Genomic DNA, 22505 nt, shown 5'->3' with positions numbered 1-22505 from the left:
TAGGCTGGCCGGCGTGACCACGAGTTCCTCCGGCTTCACCGAGACCGACCTCGGGCGCACCCGTCGCGCCCGGCGGATCGGCCGGGCGCTGACCGACACCCACCCCGACGCGCACTGTGAACTGGACCACTCCAACGCCCTGGAGCTGGCCGTCGCGACGATCCTCTCCGCGCAGTGCACGGACAAGAAGGTCAACGAGGTCACCCCCAAGCTCTTCGCCCGCTACCCGAGCGCGGCCGACTACGCGGGGGCGGACCGGGCGGAGCTGGAGGAGCTGATCCGGCCCACCGGCTTCTACCGCAACAAGACCGACTCGCTGATCAAGCTCGGCCAGGCCCTCGTGGAGCGGTACGACGGCCAGGTCCCCGGCAGGCTCGCCGACCTGGTGACGCTCCCCGGCATCGGCCGCAAGACCGCCAACGTCATCCTCGGCAACGCCTTCGACGTCCCCGGGATCACCGTCGACACCCACTTCCAGCGGCTGGTCCAGCGCTGGCGGCTGACCGCCGAGACCGACCCCGTCAAGATCGAGCACGCGATCGGGGCGCTCTTCCCCAGGCGCGACTGGACCATGCTGTCGCACCGGATCATCTTCCACGGCCGGCGGGTCTGCCACGCCCGCAAGCCGGCCTGCGGCGCGTGCACGCTGGCGAAGCTGTGCCCGTCATACGGCACCGGCCCGACCGAGCCGGCGGCGGCCGCGAAGCTGCTCAAGGGCCCCCGGGCCCGGGACCTGGCGGTGGCGGCCGGGGTCGACCCGGAGCTGGTGCCGGTCCAGGCCGTCGTGGCGGCGGCACCGTGAGCGCGAGGAGTGAGCGGGTCTTGCGAGCCCCGCAGTCGCGAACCGAGGTATCGCCGTGAGCGCGAGGAGCGAGCCGGTCTTGCGAGCCCCGCAGTCGCGACCGGTGAAGCGCCGGCTCGTCGCCCTGCTCGTACCCGTGCTGCTGGCCGTCGCGGGGTGCACCGCCGGCAACGAGGAGAAGGATCCGGGCCCCACCGACCGGCAGAAGGCCGCCGCCAGCCGGCCGTCGCCCTTCCAGGACTGCTCCGCCCTCGGTACGCCGCCCGCGTCTGCCGCACCCGCCGCCCCGTCGGGGGGCGGGGGCCAGGCGCTGCCCGAGCTGACCCTGAACTGCTTCACCGGCGGCACCCCGGTCGCCCTGCGCGACCTGCGCGGCCCGGCGGTGATCAACGTCTGGGCCTCCTGGTGCCCGCCCTGCCGCAAGGAGCTGCCCGCCTTCCAGCGGCTCAGCCAGCGGGCCGCCGGTCAGCTCCAGGTGGTCGGGGTCAACAACCAGGACGGCCGCGAGGCGGCCCAGGCCATCGGCGAGGACTTCGGCGTCCGCTTCCCGGTGCTGGTCGACCAGGGTGAGCGCCTGAAGCGGGAGCTGAACCGCAAGGCCATCCCCCTGACCGTCTTCGTCGACGGGCAGGGCCGCATCCGGCACGTGGACTCCAGCGGCGCCCTCGACGACGCCCGGCTGGCGGACCTGGTCCGCCAGCACCTCGGCGTGGCGGTGCCGGCATGAGCCGTCCGGCACCCGCCACGGGGCGCGGAGGTGCGGGCACGGGCCACCGGCGGGGCGCGGGGGTGCGGGCGTGAGCCGGCGTCCGCCGGGCTGGTTCGACCCGCTGCTGACCCGGCTCGGCAGCGCGCGCAGCGAGGACTTCACCCGGCTGGTCACCCCGGAGAGCGGGGGGCGGGAGAGCGCGGTGCTGGTGCTGCTCGGCGAGGAGCCCGGCGCCGGCCCGGACGTGCTGATCCTCCAGCGGGCGGCCACCCTGCGCAACCACGCCGGTCAACCCGCCTTTCCCGGCGGCGCGGCCGACCCGGAGGACGCCGACGCCCGGGCGACCGCGCTGCGCGAGGCGAACGAGGAGGTCGGCCTCGACCCGACCAGCGTCACCGTCCTGGCCGAGCTGCCGAAGCTCTGGATCCCGGTCAGCGACTTCGTGGTCACCCCGGTGCTCGCCTGGTGGCACGCGCCCCACCCGGTGCATCCCCGGGAACCGGCCGAGGTGGCGCACGTGGCCCGGCTGCCGGTCGCCGAGCTGGTCGACCCGGCGAACCGGATGCGGGTCCGCCACCCGAGCGGCTGGATCGGCCCGGCCTTCTCGGCGCGCGGGATGCTGGTCTGGGGCTTCACCGCCGGGGTGCTGGCCGCCCTGCTCGACATGGGCGGCTGGGCCCGGCCGTGGCCCCGCGACCGGGTCGTGGACCTGCCGCCGACCGCGGCCACCCCGGCGCCCTCGGCCGGCACCGACGCGGTCGACGAGACCCCGGTGCGCTGACCGGACGGTCACCTTCCGCAAGCGATGGTCATCTCGCGAGCCCGGTGCCCGTACGCTTGACGCGTGTCCGCCGTGGATCTCGTACTGCTGCTGCTCATGCTCGTGTTCGCGATCAGCGGATACCGCCAGGGCTTCGTCATCGGGGTGCTGTCGTTCTCCGGCTTCTTCCTGGGCGCGCTGGTGGGCCTCCAGCTGGGGCCGCTGCTGGCACAGCAGTTCGTCGACAGCGGCACCCGGGTGCTGATCTCCCTGGTGGCGATCTTCGGGCTGGCGGTGGTCGGCCAGGCGCTCGCCGGCTGGATCGGTTCGCACCTGCGCAAGACGATCACCAGTGACGTCGCCAAGCGGGTCGACGACGTCGGCGGGGCATTCGTCTCGCTCTTCGCCGTCCTGCTGGTCGCCTGGCTCGTCGCGGTGCCGCTCGGCTCGTCGTCGCTGCCCTGGCTGGCCTCCTCGGTGCGCAACAGCGCGCTGCTCACCGTGGTCGACCGGGTCCTGCCCGACCAGGCGCAGCAGCTCTCCACGGCGCTGCGGGACACCGTCGACACCAACGGCTTCCCCGACGTCTTCGGCGACCTGGCGCCCACCCGCGCCCGTCAGGTGTCCCCGCCGGACCCGGCGCTCGCCGGCTCCCAGGTGGTGGTCAACAGCCAGCGTTCGGTGGTCAAGGTGCTCGGCTCCGCCCCGAGCTGCTCGCGCCGGATCGAGGGCTCCGGCTTCGTCTACGCCGACGACCGGGTGATGACCAACGCCCACGTCGTCGCCGGGACCCGGTCCACCGTCGTCGAGCTCAACGGCGACCGGTACGACAGCAAGGTGGTCGTCTACGACCCCGACCGGGACCTGGCCGTCCTGCACGTGCCCGGGCTGCCCGGCCCGTCGATGCGCTTCGCGGCCGGCAACGCGGGCAGCGGCGCGGACGCGATCGTGCTGGGCTTCCCGCTCGACGGGCCGTACAACGCCCAGTCGGCGCGGATCCGGGACGTCGACCGGATCACCGGGCCGGACATCTACTCCGGCGGCAACGTGACCCGGGAGGTCTACACGATCCGGGCGCTCGTGCAGAGCGGCAACTCCGGCGGCCCGCTGGTCTCGTCGAACGGGCTGGTGCTCGGGGTGATCTTCGCGGCGGCGGCCGACGACCCGAACACCGGCTTCGCGGTGACCGCGGCCGAGGCCCGTCCCGTCGCCCTCGCCGGCGCCGAGCGCACCCGCGCCGTCGGCACCGGCGAGTGCACCTGACCGGTCAGCTCCCCGTACCCGTCGGCCCGCGACCCGTGGACGACGCCGGGCGGCCGGGCGGGTCGGCCCGCCAGACGGTGAGGGCGGCGGCGGTCGCGGCCACCACGGCCGCGCCGAGCAGCCAGCCGGCCAGCACGTCGCTCGTCCAGTGCACACCGAGGGCCACCCGGCTGAACCCGGTCACCAGGGCGAGCAGCAGGGCGACCGCCCACACCAACCGGCGCCCGGCCGGCCGGGCGTACGGGAGGAACACCACCAGCAGCACCCCGGCGGCGAGGGCGGCGTTGAGCGCGTGCCCGGACGGGAAGGCCAGGCCGGGCGCCTCGGCCACCGGGTCCGGCAGGTCCGGCCGGGGCCGGCCGACGAGCAGCTTGAGCAGCGGGCTGAGCAGGCCGCCGACGGTCATGGTGACGGCCACCCAGACCGCCAGCTGCCGGGCGCCCCGGCGGACCAGCCAGAGGACCAGGACGAGGGCCCCGACGCGCAGCGGCATCGGGGCGAACACGTCGGTCCAGAGGGTCATCAGGCGTACCCACGCCGGGTGGTCGGCGGCGTAGCCGACCAACGCGTCGGTGACCGCCGTGTCCAGCCGGCGCAGCGGGGACCAGTCTCCCAGGACCAGGACGGCCAGCAGCGTGAACGGCACCGCGACCAGGAACGCGGCCGCCGCGGCGAGGGTCAGCCGCAGGCCCCGGGCGTGGTCCGGGTGCAGGCGGCGGCCCCGCCACGAGGAGCGCGGCGGGGCGGCGAGCGTACGCGGGCCGGACGGGCTCATGACAGTGGTCCTACCCGGGACACGGCCCGGTCAGACCCGTTCGGGGGCGTCCACCCTGGGCCGGTCGCCCGCGCGGGACGACGGCGGCTCCTCCCGGCAGGGCGACGACGACCGGGCCGGCCGGTCAGGGCGCCGGCGGGCGACGCCACGTCCCGGTGGTGCGCCGGGGCGAGGCCAGCGGGGTCCACTGGCGGAACCGGCGCACCATCAACGCCGCCCCGGTCAGCAGGGCGACGAAGAACGCGGCCCCGGTCCACAGCTGCTCCGGCGTGGTCTCCTCCTGCGCGCCCGCCGGCTGCGCCGCCCACCGGGACTGCTGGCGCGGCACCGTGAAGCCGCGCGGGTCGCCGCCGACCCCCGCCACGTCGGGCTGCGCCGCCCCCGGGGCCGGGCCGAACCCGACCACACCCGGCGAGGACTCGTCGTCCAGCGGGTTGCGGCCCACGGGACTCACCTCGGCGTCCAGCGCGGCGACCGGGTTCACCATGCCGTACCCGAAACGGTCGTCCCGGCCGGTGGGGCCGATGTCGCGGGCGGTGGCGAGCAGGCGGTTGACGACGTCGCCGGCGGACATCTCCGGGTAGCGGGCCCGCACCAGGGCGGCGGTGGCGGCGACCAGCGGCGCCGCGAAGCTGGTGCCCTGCACCCGCCAGTAACCGCCCGGCCGGGCCCCGACCAGGCCGGTCGCGGGGGCGGTGAGCACGGTGGCCCGCCCGGTGATCGAACCCGACCAGAGGTTGTCGCTGTCGCGCTCCGACCCGGCGACCGCGATGACGCCCGGCTCGCGGGCCGGGTACCAGACCTTCGCGTTGGACGAGTTGCCCAGGTTGCCGGTGCAGGCGACCACGACGACGTCCCGGGCGAAGGCGTAGTCGAGCGCCGCCGCCAGGGCGGGGCTGTCGCCGCTGCCGCCGAGGGACAGGTTGATCACGCGGGCGCCGTTGTCGACGGCCCAGCGCACGCCCTTCGCGACGATCAGGGCGTCGTCGTAGCGGTTCTCGGCGTCGAGGACGCGCACCGGGAGGATCCGGGCGTCCGGCGCCAGGCCGACGGCCCCCCGCGCGTCGTCGTTGCGGCCGGCGATCAGCCCGGCCACGGTGGTGCCGTGGCCGACCGGATCGGGGTCGCCGGCGGCTCCCCGGGGCGCGACCAGGTCGAGGCCGGGCAGCACCTGGCCGGCCAGGTCGGGATGGGCGGCGTCCACGCCGGAGTCGATCACCGCGACGGTGACCCCCCGCCCGGTCGAGCTGCGCCACGCGGTCTTCGCCTGCAACACGTCGAGCTGCCACTGCTCGTCGCGGACCTGGTCGGGGCGGTTCTTGCTGTCGGGCGCCGCGAGCGCCACCGGGACGACGACGGCCGGCGGGTCGAGGACCGGCCGGGCGGCGGGCTGCGGAGGGGCGGCGTCGGCCGCCGTGACCGGACCCGCGACCGACACGACGGCGGCCGCCAGACCGAGCAACGTACGTCCGGCGATCCGCCGAGCCGCTGGCGGACAGCTGTGCCGCACGGTCGTCACATCCTCAGGCATTCATCGCGACGCAAACATGACGATCGGAGATTACCGGTTCCTCGCCGCCTTGCGGGGCGTTCCCGGGACACCGGTCACGGCGGCGGCAGATGGGCCAACTGGACGAGGCGTACGCCCTCGCGCCGGGTGACCAGCCGGCCGCGGCCCGGGGGCAGCGGACCGGGCCGGACCGGGCCGACCAGCGCCCCCTCCTCCGGGCTGCCCGCCATCACCAGACCCGAGGTGGAGAGCTCCCGCAGGCGCTGCACGAGCGGCTCGTACTGGGCCCGTCCGGCGCCGCCCGAGCGGCGGGCGAGCACCAGGTGCAGCCCGACGTCCCGGGCGTGCGGCAGGTGCTCCTCCAGGGCGCGCAGCGGGTTGGAGGGCCCGCCGGCGACCAGGTCGTAGTCGTCGACCAGCACGAACAGCTCCGGCCCGGACCACCACGACCGCTGCCGCAGCTGCGCGGGCGTGACGTCGGGACCGGGCACCCGCCCCGCCATGTAGCCGGCGGCGGACTCGACCAGGTCGGTGGTGTGCGCCGCGGCGGAGCCGTAGCCGATCAGGTGCGCCGACGCCGACTCGGTCAGGTCCACCAGGCTGCGGCGGTAGTCGACCAGGATGATCCGGGCCTGCTCCGGGGTGAACCGGGTCATGATCGAGATGGCCAGCGCGCGCAGGAACGACGACTTGCCGCACTCGGCGTCGCCGAAGACCACGAAGTGCGGCTCGGTGGCGAAGTCCAGCACCACCGGGCGCAGGTCCGCCTCGGCGATCCCCACCGGGATGCGCAGCCCGGTGGCCGCGGCCAGGTCCAGCTCGGCGTACGGGAGCACCGGCGGGAGCAGCCGCACCGGGGGCGCGACCGGGCCGGCCCAGCCGCCGACGGACCGCTTGACCAGATCCGTGGTGTCCCCGCCCGAGGCGGCGAGCTGCGGCAGCGCGGTGAGGAAGTGCAGGCTCTCCGCCGTGACGCCCCGGCCGGGGGTCTTCTCCGGCACGTTCGCCGCCGCCCGGCGGGCCACCAGCGAGTCGGCCGGGTCGCCGAGGCGCAGCTCCAACCGGGAACCGAAGAGGTCCCGGATCGCCGGCCGGAAGTCCAGCCAACGCACCGCCGTCGCCACCACGTGCACCCCGTACGACAGCCCCCGGGTGGCCAGGTCGGTGATCAGGGGCTCCAGGTCGTCGTACTCGCCGCGCAGCGTGGCCCAACCGTCCACCACCAGGAACACGTCGCCGAACGGGTCGGCCCCGGGCTGGCCGGTGCCCGCGAGCGCGGCCCGGCGCTGCCGCCAGGCGGCCATCGACTCCACGCCCAGCTCGGCGAAGCGCTGTTCCCGGTCGACAAGCAGGGTCGCGATCTCGCCGACCGTACGCCGGACGGCCGTCGGGTCGGCGCGGCCGGTGACCCCGCCGACGTGCGGCAGGTCGCGCAGCGCGGCCAACCCGCCGCCGCCGAAGTCGAGGCAGTAGACCTGCACCTCGGTCGGGGTGTGGGTGAGCGCCAGGGCGCAGATCAGCGTGCGCAGCGCTGTCGACTTGCCGCTCTGCGGGCCGCCGACCACCGCGACGTGGCCGGCGGCGCCGTCCAGCGCCAGCCAGAGCACGTCGCGGCGCTGCTCGAAGGGCCTGTCGACGACCGCGACAGGAACCTGGAGCGCGCCGTGCAGCTCCGGGTTGCCGAAGGTGAGACCGCGCGTCGGATCCACGCCGACCGGCCCGAGCAGCTCGTCCAGCGCGGGCGCCCGGCCGAGCGGGGGCAGCCAGACCTGGTGGGCGGGCGGCCCCTGCCCGGCGAGCCGGTCGACCATCAGCTCCAGCAGGCTCTCCGTGCCGCCCTCGTCGGCCGTCGCGGGCAGGGCGGGCGGCCCGACCGGCTCCGGCTTGGGCACGAGATGGGTGGAGAAGGCGAGCAGGCGCGGGGCCCCGGTGCCGCCCGCGCCGGGCGCCGCACCGCGCCGGCGCAGCGCCCCCGAGACGTACGCGGCCTTGAACCGCACCAGCGGCTCGGTGCCGAAGCGCAGGTAGCCGTGGCCGGGGGAGCGGGGCAGCTCGTGCGCGTCCGGCACCCCGAGCACCGTGCGGGACTCCAGCGCCGAGAAGGTCCGCAGCCCGATCCGGTACGACAGGTGGGTGTCCAGCCCGCGCAGCCGCCCCTCCTCCAACCGCTGGCTCGCCAGCAGCAGGTGCACGCCGAGCGACCGGCCCAGCCGGCCGATCTGCACGAACAGGTCGATGAAGTCGGGCTTGGCCGAGAGCAGCTCGGAGAACTCGTCGCAGATCAGCAGCAGCGACGGCAGCGGCGCGAGCGGGGTGCCGGCGGCGCGCGCCCGCTCGTAGTCGCGCAGGCTCGCGAAGTTGCCGGCCCGGCGCAGCAGCTCCTGGCGGCGGACCAGCTCGCCGTTGATGGCGTCGACCATCCGGTCGACCAGCGGCAGCGCGTCGGCCAGGTTGGTGATCACCGCGGCGGTGTGCGGCAGCCGGTCGAACGAGGCGAAGGTCGCGCCGCCCTTGAAGTCGATCAGTACGAAGTTGAGCTGCTCCGAGCTGTGCGTGGCGGCCAGCCCGAGCACCAGCGTGCGCAGCAGCTCGGACTTGCCGGAGCCGGTCGCCCCGATCAGCAGGCCGTGCGGCCCCATCCCGTCCTGCGCCGACTCCTTCAGGTCCAGCTCGATCGCGCCGCCGTCGGTGCCCACCCCGATCGGCACCCGCAGCCGCTCCCGGGCGGACCGGGGCGCCCACCCCTGCTCGGCGGTGAAGCTCTCCGGGTCGCCGAGACCGAGCAGCTCGGGCAGGCCCAGCTCCGCGCCCGGCGGGGCGTCGGGGCCGCGTGCCGCCGTGGCCAGCCGCAGCGGGGCCAGCCGCCGGGCGACGGCCTCCGCGTCGACGAGGTCCAGCCGGTCCGCCGTACCGACCTCGGCGTGCCCGTCGGCGGAGTGGGAGTGCAGCCGGCCCCCGCGCAGCTCCAGCAGCAGCGCGAACCGGTCCAGCAGGCGCGGCGGCGGGGTGTCCAGGTCGATGAGCGTGACCGCGTCGATGCCGCCGTCGCCGGTCAGGTCGGTGGCGCCGGTCAGGTCGCCCCCGTCGAGCACCACCACCACGTGCGGGCCGTCGGTGGCCGGGCCGGCGGGGCTGAACCGGGACCGGCTGGCCAGCACCTCGTCCAACAGCCCCTCCAGCTCGGCCCCCGCGCTGGTGACCAGCCGGACCGGGCCGAGCGCGTCGGTGCGGGTGGGGTGATGGGCGTGCGGCAGCCACTTGACCCACTCCCAGGCGGCCCGCCGCTCCGGCCCGGCGCAGACGGCGACGAGCAGTTCGTCCGGGGCGTGGAAGACCGCGAGCTGGGCGAGCATCGCCCGGGCCAGGGCCTGGGCGGCGGGTCCGTCGCCGGCCGGACCGACGTCGCGTACGAAGACCCGGGTGAAGCTGCGCAGGGAGAGCGCCACCGGCAGGTCGGGCACCACGGAGTACGCGTCCAGGAACCGGCGCAGCGAGCCGGCGGTCATCGGTTCCAGCTCCTCCAGCGGGCGGGTGACCGGGGGAACCAGCGGCGTGGCGAGGGTCTGCGGGCCGACGGCGACCCGGACCACCGCGAAGTCCGGGTCGGTGGGGCGGCGTTCCCAGACCCGGTGGCTGTCGACGGTCGACCAGAGCCGGCCGGGATCCGGGTGCCGGTAGTAGAGCCCGGCGCGCTGCTGCCCGGCGGTCTGCCGGACGCGCCGCCGCAGCACGGTCAGGTGCCGCAGGTAGTCCCGCCGGGCGGCCATCATCTCCGACTTCTTCGGCGTGCCGGAGGCGCTGCCCCACGAGGTCACCAGCATGGCCAGCGAGGAGAGCCCGAACATCCCGCCGACCACGTACGAGTAGGCGCCCCCGCCGCGGCCGAACATCATCGCCATCGCCACGGTGCCGCCGAGCATGGGCAGCACCATGAGCAGCTGCTGCCAGCGCCCGCCGGCGACGGCGGGGATCTCCGGCGGCGCGTCCACCGGCAGCTCACCCACCGGAATCTCCGGCGCCGGTCGGCGGGGCGGCCGCTTGATGACGACAGTCGACACTCGACCTCCTGACAGCGCTCGGTAACCCGAGCCTGGCTCATGGTAGGTAAAGTCCTGTCGTCCGCGCAGCCACCAACCCCGCCGAACATGGAGATCAGTCGATGACGATCGGGCTGGCCCGGGTCACCATCAGCGCCCCCCAGCGGCGGGTCGACGTCGCACTGCCCGAGCAGGTGCCACTGGCCGAGCTGCTGCCCGAGGTGCTGCGGCACGCCGGCGAAGGGCTTGCCGACGACGGCGAGCGGCACGGCGGCTGGGTGCTGCGGCGCACCGACGGCGCGGTGCTGACCACCGCCCAGGCCCTGCTGCCGCAGGGGGTCCGCGACGGCGAGGTGCTGCACCTGGTGCCGGCCCGCGCGCAGTGGCCCGAGCTGGAGTACGACGACGTGGTCGAGGCGATCGCCGACGGCGCCCGGCGGCGCGGCGGGGCGTGGTCACCCGCCGCCACCCGGGCCGCCGCCCTCGCCGGGGCCGCCGTCCCGCTGGCCGTCGGGCTGCTCGCCGTGGCGGCCGGCGGGCCGGCGTACGAATCGGCCTGGCCGGCCGCCGCCGTGGTGGCGCTCCTGCTCACCCTCGCAGGGGTGGTGGCGTCCCGGGCCCACGCGGACGGGCCGGCCGGCGCGACCCTGGGCGGCTACGCCCTGCCGTTCGCGGCGGCGGCGGGCGCCCTGGCGGTCAGCTCCGGCGATCCGGTCGGGCCGGTCCCGGGGCTGCGCTGGGTCGGCGCGCCCGAGCTGCTCGCCGGGTCGGTGGCGCTGCTGCTGGTGTCGGTGCTCGGGCTGGTCGGCGTCGCCACCCGGCTGCGGGTCTTCGTGGCGGGCGCCACCGCCGGGTTCGTGGGCGCGCTGGCGGCCCTCGGCGGACTGCTGCTCAGCCCGGCCGGCACGGCGGCGGTCCTGCTCTGCGCGCTGGTCTTCGCCGTGGGGGCGGTGCCGCTGCTGGCCATCCGGCTCGGCAAGGTGCCGCTGCCCCCGATCACCCTGCCCACCGGCGAGCCGGGCGACGCCGACCGGGTCCGCGACCTGCCGGACCGGGACCGGGTCTACGCGGCGGTGGCCCGCACCGAGGAGATGCTCACCGGGATGCTGCTCGGGCACGCCGTGCTGGCGGTCGCCGCCGCGGTGGTGCTGGGCCTCTCCGGTGGGACGGCCGGCCGGCTGCTGGTGGCGGTGGCCGCGGCCGTGCTGCTGCTCCGCTCCCGGCTGTTCGTGTCCCTGCGCCACCGGGTGCCGACCGTCGCCGCAGGCCTCGCCGGGTACGCCGTGCTGGGCGCCGTGCTCGTCGACCGCTCCGGCCCGACCGGTCGCCTCGCGCTGGTCGCCGGCGGGCTGGCGCTGGCCCTCGTGGCGGTGGTCGCCGGCACCACGTACGCCCGCCGCCCGGTCTCCCCGTACGTCGGCCGGATCGCGGACCTGACCGACACCGCCCTGGTGGTGTCGGTGGTGCCCGTCGCCTGCGCGGTGCTCGACCTGTACGAACGGGCCCGGGGGCTGCTCGGCTGAGCGGCCCCCGGGCCCGTCGGTGGTCTGTGCCGGGTCAGTGCGTGGACTCGCCGCGCGCCTCGGCCTCCTTGGCGCGCCGGTACGACGCCACGATCTCCGCCTCGGCCTCGATCCGCCCCACCCACGTGGCGCCCTCGACCGACTTGCCGGGCTCCAGGTCCTTGTAGACCTCGAAGAAGTGCTGGATCTCCAGCCGGTCGAACTCGCCGAGGTGGTGGATGTCGCGCAGGTGCTCCTGGCGCGGGTCCTCGTAGGGCACGCAGAGGACCTTGTCGTCGCCGCCCTTCTCGTCCGTCATCCGGAACATGCCGATGGTGCGGCACCGGATCAGGCAGCCCGGGAAGGTGGGCTCGGGGACCAGCACGAGCGCGTCCAGCGGGTCGCCGTCCTCGCCCAGTGTCCCCTCGATGAAGCCGTAGTCGGCCGGGTACTGCGTGGAGGTGAAGAGGGTACGGTCCAGCCGGATCCGGCCGGTCGCGTGGTCGACCTCGTACTTGTTGCGGTGACCCTTGGGGATCTCAACCGTCACGTCGAAATCCATCTGCACGCTCCCTCGTTTGCCCACGCTGGCCAACGGAAACCAGCGGCACGCCGCTCCCGCACGGGTGAATGCCCACCCGCGGGCTCCGGCCGCCGCATAGTGTTCGGACCGAAGTAGTGTCACCCAAGCAGATTTTCACGGGGCGAGGAGGGGGCCGTGGGGAGGGAAGATTCACACTACCGTCCGGATGCCGACGCTGGACGGGGTACCGGGGGATCTGCTTCCGGCGAGGCGACCGGGCGGTTCCCGGTGCCCGACGCCTACCTTCCCCACCCGCCCGCGTCGCCGGGCGCTCCTGCCCTGACGCCGGTCCCGCCCCCGGGCAACGACGCCCCGGCCGGCGCCGACGCCGCGACCGGTCCTGACGGTCCAACGGCTCCCGGCGCCCCAGCCGGTCCCGGCGGTCCGTCCGGTCCGGGCGCCCCGACCAATCCGGGCGGCCAGTCCGGCGCAACGGGCCCGACGGGCCCGACCGGCCCGGATCCCTCGTCGGGCTCGACCGACCTCTGGGCCGCCGCCGCGAACCGACCCGCCGGCGGCCCATCCGGCCCCGGCGGTCCATCCGGCACCGGCGGCCCGGGCGACCCCGCCGCGTCGCCCGTGCCGGGCCCCCGCCGCCGCCGGACCCTGCCCGTCGTGCTGGCCGCGGTGCTCGTGCTGGTGCTGGCCGCCGTCGGGATCGCCGTGGTCCGTCCGGGACCGGTGGCGGACTGGCTGGGCACCGAGCCCGCCGACCGGGGGGCCGCCGAGACGGCGGCGGAACCGGCGCCCGTGGCGGTGCTGGCCGGCGCGGACGCGAACGCCCCGATGCCCACACCCGAGGGCGTACGCGCCGCGCTCGCCCCGCTCGTCGGCGTGCCCGCCCTCGGCGACCGGGTCCACGTCTCGGTGGCCGACGTGACCACCGGCCAGCCGCTCTTCGGCCGGGGCGAGGACGACGGCACGGTGCCCGCCTCGGTGACCAAGCTGGTCACCGGCGTCACGGTGCTCGCCGCGCGTGGTCCGGCGTACCGCATCCCGACCCGGGCGGTGGCCGGCGCGACCCCGGGCGAGGTGGTGATCGTCGGCGGCGGGGACCCCACGCTGGCGGTCGACAAGAACGGTTTCTACCCGGGCGCGGCCCGGCTGGACGACCTCGCCGGTCAGGTGCGCGACGCCCTCGGCGGCACGAAGCCGACGAAGGTGACGGTCGACTCGTCGCTCTACTCCGGTCCGCTCTTCGAGCCGGGCTGGGACGACGACATCCCCACCGGCGGCTACGGCGGGGCGATCACGGCGCTGATGACCGACGGGGCCCGCAGCGACGTGACCCGCGCGAAGAAGGACGAGGCGACCGGCAACCACTGGGCCGAGCGGGTGTCCCAGCCCGACCTCGCGGCCGGCAGGGCCTTCGCCAGGCTGCTCGGCGTGCCGGCCGGCGCGGTCGCCCGGGGCACGGCCCCCGCCGGCTCCGCCCCCGCTGCCGACGCGGGCAGCACCCCCGCAGCCGCCCCCGGGCCCGGCGCGGAGCTGGGCAGGGTGGAGTCGCTGCCGATGGTCCGGTTGGTCGACATCATGATCAGCGACAGCGACAACATCGTCGCCGAGGCGCTGGCCCGGCAGGTCGCGTTGGCCCGCAACCAGCCCGCCTCGTTCGCCGGCGCCGGTGCGGCGATGGACGCCGTCGCGGGGGAGCTCGGCCTGCCGGCCGACGAACTCACCCTCGCCGACGGCAGTGGCCTGTCGCGCAGCAACCGGATCAGCCCCTCGCTGCTCACCGACCTGATCGCGCTCGCCGGCGACGGCAGCCGCCCCGAACTGGCCGCGATCTTCGGCGGCCTGCCCGTCGCCGACTGGTCCGGCACCCTCGCCGACCGCTACGAGACGGCGGCGACGAAGGCCGGGGCCGGGGTGGTCCGGGCCAAGACCGGGACGTTGACCAAGGTGCACGCCGTCGCCGGCCTGGTCAGCACTGCCGACGGGCGGCTGCTCACCTTCGCCGTGCTCACCGACGCGGTGCCGCCCGACGGGCTGACGGCCGCCCGGGGGGCGCTGGACCAGATCGGCGCCGCCCTGGCCGGCTGCGGCTGCCGCTGACCGTCGCCTGGCGGGACGGGCGGCGCGCGCCGGCCTGAGGGACGGGCGACGCGTACCGGCCTGGGCAGGACCGGCGTCACGCGGTGCCGGGCCCGGACGGGACCGCGCCTGGCGGGACGGGCGTCGATCGCCGGGCGCGAGCCCGGGCCGGGGTGTCGCGGCGCGGGTACGGTGGGGTGCATGGCGCAGTTCGTGGACTGGGATCTGGCCGCCGCGACCGCGGGGGCGCTGAGCAAGTCGGGCCCCCGGGTTTCGTACACCGAGGCCACCGACGTGGTCAGTGACCTGCGGCGGTTGACCGACGAGGCGGCGGGGCACGTCGCGGACTACACGGGCCTCCGCTCGCAGGTGTCGCACCCGCCGGTGCGGGTGGTGGACCGGCGGGACTGGGCGGCGACGAACATCGCCGGGCTGCGCGAGGTGATCACCCCTCTGGTCGGCCGGCTCACCAAGGACAAGCAGCCGGGCGCGCTGACGGAGGCGATCGGCTCCCGGGTCACCGGCGTGCAGGCCGGCACCGTGCTGGCCTACCTCTCGGGCCGGGTCCTCGGCCAGTACGAGGTCTTCTCCGCCGACCCGGGGCAGTTGCTGCTGGTCGCGCCGAACATCGTCGAGGTGGAGCGCAAGCTCGGGGCCGACCCGCGCGACTTCCGGCTCTGGGTCTGCCTGCACGAGGTGACCCACCGCACCCAGTTCACCGCCGTGCCGTGGATGCGGGCGTACTTCCTCAGTGAGGTGCAGGCCTTCGTGGACGCGTCGTCCAGCGGCGGCGAGCACCTGCTGGAGCGGCTGCGCCGGGGCGTCGCCACGCTCTCGGACGCGGTGAAGGACCCGGAGAGCCGCACGAGCGTGCTGGACATCGTCCAGACCCCGGGGCAGCGGGCCGTGCTGGACCGGCTCACCGCGCTGATGACCCTGCTGGAGGGGCACGCCGAGTTCGTCATGGACGGCGTCGGCCCGCAGGTCGTCCCGAGCGTGGATCGGATCCGGGCGGCGTTCAACCGGCGCCGGGAGGCCGGCAACCCGCTGGAGAAGGCCATCCGCCGGCTGCTCGGCATCGAGGTCAAGATGCGCCAGTACGCCGAGGGCCGCAAGTTCGTGCACGGCGTCGTGGACCGGGTCGGTATGGCGGGCTTCAACAAGATCTTCGACTCGCCGCTCACCCTGCCCCGGCTGGAGGAACTCGGCGACCCGGACGCCTGGGTGGCGCGGGTGCACGGGCCGGTCGGCCCGGCCCCGACCGCCGGCTGACCGTACGCCCGTGGCCGCGCTCGCCCCGCCGGTGGCCGCGATCCGGGTCGCGGTCCGCCGGGCGCTGGCCGACCTGCCGCCCGGGGGGCCGGTGCTGGTCGCCTGCTCGGGCGGCGCGGACTCGCTCGCGCTGGCCGCCGCCACCGCGTTCGTGGCGCCCCGGCTGGGTCGCGCCGCCGGCCTGGTGACGGTCGACCACGGCCTCCAGGAGGGCTCGGCGCAACGGGCCGCGGCGGTGGTGACCTGGGCCCGCGAGGTCGGTCTGGCCCCGGTCGAGTCGGTGCGGGTGGAGGTGGCCGGGCGACCGGGCGGGCCCGAGGCGGCCGCCCGGGAGGCGCGCTACCTGGCGCTCGCCGAGGTGGCCGGCCGGCTCGGGGCGACGGCCCTGCTCACCGGGCACACCCGCGACGACCAGGCGGAGACCGTGCTGCTCGCGCTCGCCCGGGGTGCCGGCCCGCGCGGGCTGGCCGGGATGCCCGCCCGGCGGGACCTCGACGGGGTGCCGCTGCTGCGCCCGCTGCTGGAGGTCGGCCGGGAGCAGACCCGCACGGCGTGCGCGGTGCTCGGGCTGAACCCCTGGGAGGACCCGCACAACGCCGACCCGTCCTACGCCCGGGCCAGGGTCCGGGCCGACCTGCTGCCCGCCCTGGTCCGCGCGCTCGGGCCGGGGGTGCTGGACAACCTGGCCCGGACCGCCCGGCTGGTGGCGGCGGACAACGCGGTCCTCGACGAGTTGGCCCACGGCGCGCTGGCCGACGTCCGCCATCCCGACGGCGGGCTCGCGGTGCGGGCGCTGGCCGAGCTCCCGCCGGCGGTACGCGGCCGGGTGCTGCACGCCTGGGCGCGGGAGCTGGGCGCCCCGCCCGCCGCCCTGTCGCACCGGCACGTGACCGCGCTGGACACCCTGGTCACCGGCTGGCGGGGGCAGGGGGCGGCGCACCTGCCGGGCGGGCTGCGGGTGCTGCGCCGCGACGGCAGGCTCGCCGCCATCGGCCCCCGCTGATCCGCTCCGCCGGACGGTGACCCCCGTGGACCCGTCGCCGGTCCGTCGGCCCGGGGCCCGGTTCCGGGGCCGCGGGATCCGCCGGGAGGCGGTAGACATGGCGCATGGCGTACCCCCGACAGCCGCTCTTCGCGCCGCACGGCGCGGTGGCGACGAGCCAGCCGCTGGCCGCGGCGGCCGGCCTGGCCGTGCTGCGACGCGGCGGTAACGCCGTCGACGCGGCCCTCGCCACCGCGATCACCCTGACCGTGGTGCAGCCCCCGTCCAACGACATCGGCGGTGACCTGTTCGCGATCGTCTGGGACGGCGAGCGGCTGCACGGCCTCAACGCCTCCGGCCGGTCCCCGGCGGCCCTGACCCGCGAGCTGGTGCTCGCCGCGACCGGGGGGCGTGGCGCGGCCCCGGTCGACGCCCTGGGCGGTGCGCAACGGGTCGGGCCGGCGATGCCCGCCCGGGGCTGGCTGCCGGTGACCGTCCCCGGCGCCCCGGCCGGCTGGCGCGACCTGCACGACCGGTTCGGTTCGCTGCCCTTCGCGGATCTCTTCGCCGACGCGATCGGCTACGCCGAGCACGGCCACCCGGTCTCCCCCGGCGTGTCGAGGATCTGGTCGCGCGCGCTGGCCGCGCCCGGCCCGACCGGCGCGGAGTTCGTCGAGTTCGACCGCGTGTTCGTGCCCGAGGGCCGGGCGCCCCGGGCCGGGGAGCGCTGGCGCAACCCGGACGCCGCGCGGACCCTGCGGCTGATCGCCGACACCGGGGCGGAGGACTTCTACCGGGGCGGGATCGCGGAGGCGCTGGCCGCGCACGCGGCCCGCACCGGCGGCCTGCTCACCGGCGACGACCTGGCCCGGCACGCCTCGACGTGGGTGACCCCCGTGTCCGCCCACTACCGGGGCCACGAGGTCTGGGAGCTGCCGCCCAACGGGCAGGGCCTGGCGGCGCTGCTGGCGCTGCACATCCTCGACGGCGCCGACCTCGCCGGGCTGCCGCTCGCCGAGCGGCTGCACCGGCAGATCGAGGCGATGAAGCTCGGCTTCGCCGACGCGCACGCCCACGTCGCCGACCCGGAGCGGGTGCCGGTGCCGACGGAGGCGCTGCTCTCGCCGGCGTACGCGGCGGCCCGCCGCGCGCTGATCACCGAGCGGGCCGGGGAGCCGACGGCCGGCGATCCGGAGCGCGGCGGCACGGTCTATCTCTGCACCGCCGACGCCGGCGGCATGATGGTCAGCCTGATCCAGTCGACCTACCTGGCGTTCGGCTCCCGCGTGGTGCTGCCCGGGCACGGCTTCGCCCTGCAGAACCGGGGGCTCGGGTTCCGCCTCGATCCCGCCCACCCCAACGCGGTGGGGCCGGCGAAGCGGCCCTACCACACGATCATTCCCGGCTTCCTGACCCGGGACGGGCGGCCGGTGGGCCCGTTCGGGGTGATGGGCGGGCACATGCAGCCGCAGGGGCACGTGCAGCTGGTCTCGGCGACCCTGGACGGCGGGCTCGATCCGCAGGCGGCGCTGGACGCACCACGCTGGTACTGGCACGCCGGCCGGTCGGTGCTGGTCGAGTCGGAGCTGGTCGCCACCGCCGAGGGGCGGGCGGCGGTCGACGAGCTGCGGGCCCGGGGGCACGAGATCACCGTCGCGGAGGAGCCGGGGGTCTTCGGCCACGGGCAGGCGATCTGGCGACTGCCCGACGGCGGCTACGCGGTCGGCTCGGAGCCCCGCGTGGGCGGGGGGATGCTCGGCTGGTGACCGGAGCCCCGGGCGTGCCGTCGGTCCCGGTCCCGGTCCCGGTGCCGCGGTCCGACGTCGCGGGGCTCAGGCCTCCACGCGTTCGCGGAACGTGGTCCGGTAGGTGTGCGGGGTGGCGCCGACCCGGCGGGCGAAGTGGTGCCGCAGCGCCGCCGAGTCGCCGAAGCCGGCGCGGTCGGCGACGGCCTCGACGCTGAGCCCGGTCTCCTCCAGCAGCCGCCGGGCCAGCAGCACCCGCTGGTTGGTCAGCCAGTCGTGCGGCGTGGTGCCGGTCTCGGCGCGGAACCGCCGGGCGAACGTGCGCGGCGACATCTCCGCCCGCGCGGCCAGCTCGTCGACGGTGACCGGGCGGTCGAGGTGCCCCATCAGCCACTCCAGCACCGGCTCCAGCGTCGGCGCCTCGGGGGTCTCGGGGATGGGCGCCTCGATGTACTGCGCCTGCCCGCCGTCGCGGTGCGGGGGCACCACCATCCGGCGGGCCAGCCGGGTGGCCGTCGCCGAGCCGTGCTCCTGGCGGATCAGGTGCAGGCAGGCGTCGATGCCGGCGGCCGTTCCGGCGCTGGTGAGCAGCCGGCCGTCCTGCACGTAGAGCGAGTTGCAGCGGACCCTGGCGGTCGGGTGGCGGCGTTGCAGCTCGTCGACGTACCGCCAGTGGGTGGTGCACTCCCGGCCGTCGAGCAGGCCGGCCGCGCCCAGCACGAACGCGCCGGAGCAGACACTGAAGACGTACGCCCCCCGGTCGGCGGCGCGGCGCAGCGCGGCGAGCACCGTGCCGGGCACGACGGTGCCGTGGTGGGCCGGGACGGCGACCAGGTCGGCCTCCTCCATCGGGCCGAGGTCCGCGTGCGGGGTCAGGTGGAAGCCCGACGAGGTGCGCACCGGGGCCCCGTCGGGGCTGCACACGTGGAAGCGGTGGTCGGGGAACCCGTCGGCGGTGCGGTCGGTCCCGAAGACCTCGGCGAGGACCCCGAGCTCGAACGTGGCGACCTGGTCCAGGACGAGGACGGCGACCGATCTGAGCATGTGACGAGGGTAACCGCCCGGTTGGCAGGAAATCGAGGGGGCGTGGCATTCCTGCCACTGTCCGGGTGGTGGTGGCCGGCGGAGACTGGTTCCAGTCCGGTGCGCACCGGCGGCGAAAACGACAGCAACCATGCGAAAGCGAGCGCCGCCATGGAGATCCTGCTCTTCCTCTTCTTCTTCGTCCTCCTCGCCCTGGCCTCGGCCGCCGGCCTCACCGCCGACAGCCGGGACTCGGCCGACTGGAAGCCCTCCGACGACGGTCGCCGCTGGCGGTCGCGTGCCTGCTGAGGTGGTTCGAGGCCTTCGTCAGGATTCATCCGGGGTGGGACCGCGCCCAGAAGGGGCGGCCCCGCCGACGGAGGCCATCCGGCGTACGGCAGGCTAGGAGCCATGGCTGACGGCTCCTGGTACGACGCCGACATCGACCACGTGATCATCTCCGAGGCGCAGATCCGCGAGAAGACCGCGGAGCTCGCCAAGCAGGTCTCGGCGGACTACGCCGACGTCGATGACGGGCTCCTGCTGGTCTGCGTCCTCAAGGGCGCGGTGATGTTCATGGCCGACTTCGCCCGGGCGCTGGGCCGCAGCGGGCCGCCCGCCGAGCTGGACTTCATGGCCATCTCCTCCTACGGCCAGGGCACCACCTCCTCCGGCGTGGTCCGCATCCTCAAGGACCTGGACCGGGACATCGCCGGCCGGCACGTGGTCGTGGTCGAGGACATCGTCGACTCCGGCCTGACCCTGTCCTGGCTGCTGCGCTACCTGGAGTCCCGCTCGGCCGCGAGCGTCGAGGTGGTCGCGCTGTTCCGTAAGCCGGACGCGGTCAAGGTGCCGGTGCCGGTGAAGTACGTCGGCTTCGACATCCCGACCGAGTTCGTCGTCGGCTACGGCCTCGACTTCGGCGAGCGCTACCGCGAGCTGCCCTACGTCGGGGTGCTCAAGCCCGAGGTGTACGCCCGGAGCTGAGCTCTCGCCGGGTCCGGTCGCATCGGCACCGGTCGAGCGGACGTTCAGCGGGCTCTCAGCGATTCGGACTACGGTAGAGGCCGGTGGCGTGGAGGCACCCTCCACGCCCGACCCCTCGAACCGCGGGACCGGGCGGACGGGAGGCCGGGCGCGGAGCTCCCGTCACGCCGGCTGGACCCGGTTCGCCCTACGCGTAATTGTTGGGCTCGCAAGCGCGCTCCACGCGCGCACGATGATCGGATCGTGCGCGATCGCGGGGTTCGCAAGCTCGCTCGGTGTGTGCACAGCTGTTCCCTTTGTGCGCGACTGCGGGGCTCGCAAGCTCACTCCTCGCGTGCACGGTGTACCGTCGAATGACCGCGGCGCGGCAGTTTTCGTGCCTCGGGGTCGGGCCGGCCCGCACGGCGGCCACGGCCGCCGCCACAGGGCGGCGACACCATCAGACGGTCAGGACGTCGATCAGGAGGATGCGGGCGCCTCGGCGCTCGACAACAGTATGGAACGTACGCGTTTCTTCCGCCGACCGGTGGTCTGGATCATCCTGGTCATCCTCGGCGCCGTTGTGCTCAGTCAACTGTTCACCGCTGGTCCCAGCTACCACCGGGTGGACACTTCCATTGCGCTCGACCAGCTCAACAAGGGCGGCATCGACAAGGTCGTCTTCCAGGACAAGGAGCAGACGCTCCGGCTCGACCTGAAGGACAAGGCCAAGTTCGGTGACACCGACACCGACCGGATCGAGGCGCAGTTCCCCTACGAGGTCGGCGACGAGGTCTGGAACGAGGTCCTCGAGGCCAAGGCGAACAACCGGGTCACCGGCCCGGCCAACGTCGAGGTGTCGTCCGACAGCATCTGGGTGAGCCTGCTGGTCAACCTGCTCCCGATCGCCCTGCTGGTGCTCCTGCTGCTCTTCTTCATGTCGCAGATGCAGGGCGGCGGCTCCCGGGTGCTCAACTTCGGCAAGTCCAAGGCGAAGATGATCACCAAGGACACGCCGAAGACCACGTTCGCGGACGTGGCCGGCGCCGAGGAGGCCGTCGAGGAGCTGCACGAGATCAAGGACTTCCTGCAGAACCCGGCGAAGTACCAGGCCCTGGGCGCCAAGATCCCGAAGGGCGTCCTGCTCTTCGGCCCGCCCGGCACCGGTAAGACGCTGCTGGCCCGCGCCGTCGCCGGCGAGGCCGGGGTGCCCTTCTACTCGATCTCCGGCTCGGACTTCGTGGAGATGTTCGTCGGTGTCGGCGCCAGCAGGGTCCGCGACCTCTTCGAGCAGGCCAAGGCGAACGCCCCGGCCATCGTCTTCGTCGACGAGATCGACGCCGTCGGCCGCCACCGCGGCGCCGGCATGGGCGGCGGTCACGACGAGCGCGAGCAGACCCTCAACCAGCTGCTCGTCGAGATGGACGGCTTCGACACCAAGGGCGGGGTCATCCTGATCGCCGCCACCAACCGGCCGGACATCCTCGACCCGGCGCTGCTGCGCCCGGGCCGCTTCGACCGGCAGATCCCGGTGGACGCCCCCGACATGGAGGGCCGCAAGGCGATCCTGCGGGTGCACGCCAAGGGCAAGCCGTTCACCCCCGACGTCGACCTCGACGCGGTGGCCCGGCGCACCCCGGGCTTCAGCGGTGCCGACCTGGCCAACGTGATCAACGAGTCCGCGCTGCTCACCGCCCGCAAGGACCAGCGGGCGATCACCAACGACTCCCTGGAGGAGTCGATCGACCGGGTGATCGCCGGTCCGCAGCGCCGGACCCGGGTGATGAGCGACCAGGAGAAGAAGATCACCGCGTACCACGAGGGTGGGCACGCGCTGGTCGCCTGGGCGCTGCCGCACGCCGCGCCGGTGCACAAGGTGACGATCCTGTCCCGCGGTCGGTCGCTGGGCCACACGCTGGTCCTGCCCACCGAGGACAAGTACACCCAGACCCGCGCCGAGATGGTCGACACCCTGGCGTACGCGCTGGGTGGCCGGGCCGCCGAGGAACTGGTCTTCCACGAGCCGACCACCGGCGCCGGCAACGACATCGAGAAGGCCACCCAGCTGGCCCGCGCGATGATCACGCAGTACGGCATGAGCTCCAAGCTCGGCGCGATCAAGTACGGCACCAGCGGCGACGAGCCGTTCCTCGGCCGCAACATGGGCCACGAGCGGGACTACTCCGACGCCGTCGCCGCCGAGATCGACGGCGAGATGCGGGCGCTGATCGAGCTGGCCCACGACGAGGCCTGGGAGATCCTGGTGGAATACCGGGACGTCCTGGACAACATCGTGCTGGAGCTGATGGAGAAGGAGACCCTCTCCACCGCCGACATGGCCCGGATCTGCGCCCGGGTGGCCAAGCGGCCGCCGATGGCGCCGTACAACGGCTTCGGCAAGCGCCAGCCCTCCACCGAGCCGCCCGTGCTCACGCCGGCGGAGAAGGACGCGCTCAAGGTGCAGGCCCAGGCCGACGGCGCCCAGGCGACGGTGGGCGGCGGCACCTCGAACAACTCCAACAACTCGGACGGTACGCACTGA

General features: G+C 75.2%; 17 protein-coding genes. 12 read left to right on the top strand and 5 right to left on the bottom strand.

Annotated elements, in window-relative coordinates; translation table 11 throughout:
- Window positions 1-13 precede the first annotated feature (13 nt).
- From nth to AC0OO9_RS12980, 4 genes are all read left to right on the top strand, one after another.
- A complete protein-coding gene (nth, locus tag AC0OO9_RS12995; protein ID WP_484517423.1) occupies window positions 14-802 on the top strand; it encodes an endonuclease III in 789 nt (262 codons plus the stop codon).
- A gap of 103 nt (window positions 803-905) precedes the next feature.
- Window positions 906-1529 (top strand): TlpA family protein disulfide reductase, encoded by a 624-nt coding sequence (locus AC0OO9_RS12990; RefSeq protein ID WP_484517937.1) that lies wholly within the window; start codon window positions 906-908, stop codon window positions 1527-1529.
- Between the two features lie 70 nt (window positions 1530-1599).
- Window positions 1600-2292: an NUDIX hydrolase gene (locus tag AC0OO9_RS12985; RefSeq protein WP_484517422.1), complete on the top strand. Its 693-nt coding sequence runs from the start codon at window positions 1600-1602 to the stop codon at window positions 2290-2292.
- A gap of 63 nt (window positions 2293-2355) precedes the next feature.
- Window positions 2356-3534 carry a MarP family serine protease gene (locus tag AC0OO9_RS12980; RefSeq protein ID WP_484517421.1) on the top strand — a complete coding sequence of 393 codons (1179 nt, stop codon included), beginning with the start codon at window positions 2356-2358 and terminating at the stop codon, window positions 3532-3534.
- Between the two features lie 4 nt (window positions 3535-3538).
- Here AC0OO9_RS12980 and AC0OO9_RS12975 read toward each other — a convergent pair whose 3' ends face one another.
- The 3 genes from AC0OO9_RS12975 to eccCa form a co-directional block, all read right to left on the bottom strand.
- Window positions 3539-4309, bottom strand: a complete 771-nt coding sequence (locus tag AC0OO9_RS12975; RefSeq protein WP_484517420.1) for a phosphatase PAP2 family protein — start codon at window positions 4307-4309, stop codon at window positions 3539-3541.
- Between the two features lie 124 nt (window positions 4310-4433).
- On the bottom strand, window positions 4434-5828 hold the full coding sequence (mycP, locus tag AC0OO9_RS12970) for a type VII secretion-associated serine protease mycosin (RefSeq protein WP_484517936.1): 1395 nt from the start codon (window positions 5826-5828) through the stop codon (window positions 4434-4436).
- A gap of 86 nt (window positions 5829-5914) precedes the next feature.
- A complete protein-coding gene (gene eccCa, locus AC0OO9_RS12965) occupies window positions 5915-9877 on the bottom strand; it encodes a type VII secretion protein EccCa (RefSeq protein WP_484517419.1) in 3963 nt (1320 codons plus the stop codon).
- A 101-nt stretch (window positions 9878-9978) separates the two neighbouring features.
- Here eccCa and eccD point away from each other — a divergent pair, with 101 nt between their 5' ends.
- Complete coding sequence (gene eccD, locus AC0OO9_RS12960; RefSeq protein WP_484517418.1) at window positions 9979-11379, top strand: type VII secretion integral membrane protein EccD; 1401 nt, start codon at window positions 9979-9981, stop codon at window positions 11377-11379.
- A gap of 34 nt (window positions 11380-11413) precedes the next feature.
- Here eccD and AC0OO9_RS12955 read toward each other — a convergent pair whose 3' ends face one another.
- Window positions 11414-11920, bottom strand: coding sequence for an inorganic diphosphatase (locus AC0OO9_RS12955; RefSeq protein ID WP_101413075.1), 507 nt, complete (start codon window positions 11918-11920; stop codon window positions 11414-11416).
- A gap of 636 nt (window positions 11921-12556) precedes the next feature.
- On the opposite strand from AC0OO9_RS12955, the gene dacB reads away from it, so the two are divergent.
- The 4 genes from dacB (at window position 12557) to AC0OO9_RS12935 (ending at window position 17995) form a co-directional block, all read left to right on the top strand.
- A complete protein-coding gene (gene dacB, locus AC0OO9_RS12950; protein ID WP_484517417.1) occupies window positions 12557-13996 on the top strand; it encodes a D-alanyl-D-alanine carboxypeptidase/D-alanyl-D-alanine endopeptidase in 1440 nt (479 codons plus the stop codon).
- 180 nt (window positions 13997-14176) lie between these two features.
- A complete protein-coding gene (locus AC0OO9_RS12945) occupies window positions 14177-15247 on the top strand; it encodes a zinc-dependent metalloprotease (protein ID WP_484517416.1) in 1071 nt (356 codons plus the stop codon).
- 10 nt (window positions 15248-15257) lie between these two features.
- The gene (gene tilS / locus AC0OO9_RS12940; protein ID WP_484517415.1) at window positions 15258-16250 is read left to right on the top strand and encodes a tRNA lysidine(34) synthetase TilS; all 993 of its coding nucleotides are present in this window, start codon (window positions 15258-15260) and stop codon (window positions 16248-16250) included.
- A gap of 104 nt (window positions 16251-16354) precedes the next feature.
- Window positions 16355-17995, top strand: a complete 1641-nt coding sequence (locus tag AC0OO9_RS12935; RefSeq protein WP_484517414.1) for a gamma-glutamyltransferase family protein — start codon at window positions 16355-16357, stop codon at window positions 17993-17995.
- Window positions 17996-18061: 66 nt separating this feature from the next.
- On the opposite strand, the gene AC0OO9_RS12930 is transcribed toward AC0OO9_RS12935, so the two are convergent.
- Window positions 18062-19018, bottom strand: a complete 957-nt coding sequence (locus tag AC0OO9_RS12930; RefSeq protein WP_484517413.1) for a GlxA family transcriptional regulator — start codon at window positions 19016-19018, stop codon at window positions 18062-18064.
- 150 nt (window positions 19019-19168) lie between these two features.
- Here AC0OO9_RS12930 and AC0OO9_RS12925 point away from each other — a divergent pair, with 150 nt between their 5' ends.
- The 3 genes from AC0OO9_RS12925 (at window position 19169) to ftsH (ending at window position 22505) form a co-directional block, all read left to right on the top strand.
- Complete coding sequence (locus AC0OO9_RS12925; protein ID WP_192581456.1) at window positions 19169-19306, top strand: hypothetical protein; 138 nt, start codon at window positions 19169-19171, stop codon at window positions 19304-19306.
- A 102-nt stretch (window positions 19307-19408) separates the two neighbouring features.
- Window positions 19409-19984 (top strand): hypoxanthine phosphoribosyltransferase, encoded by a 576-nt coding sequence (hpt, locus tag AC0OO9_RS12920; RefSeq protein ID WP_366643717.1) that lies wholly within the window; start codon window positions 19409-19411, stop codon window positions 19982-19984.
- A 496-nt stretch (window positions 19985-20480) separates the two neighbouring features.
- Window positions 20481-22505: an ATP-dependent zinc metalloprotease FtsH gene (ftsH, locus tag AC0OO9_RS12915; RefSeq protein WP_484517412.1), complete on the top strand. Its 2025-nt coding sequence runs from the start codon at window positions 20481-20483 to the stop codon at window positions 22503-22505.

The organism is Micromonospora sp. USAFONa4, from assembly GCF_057197825.1.
The sequence above is the reverse complement of the archived record's forward strand: the minus strand, read 5'-3'. Positions and strand labels throughout refer to the sequence as shown.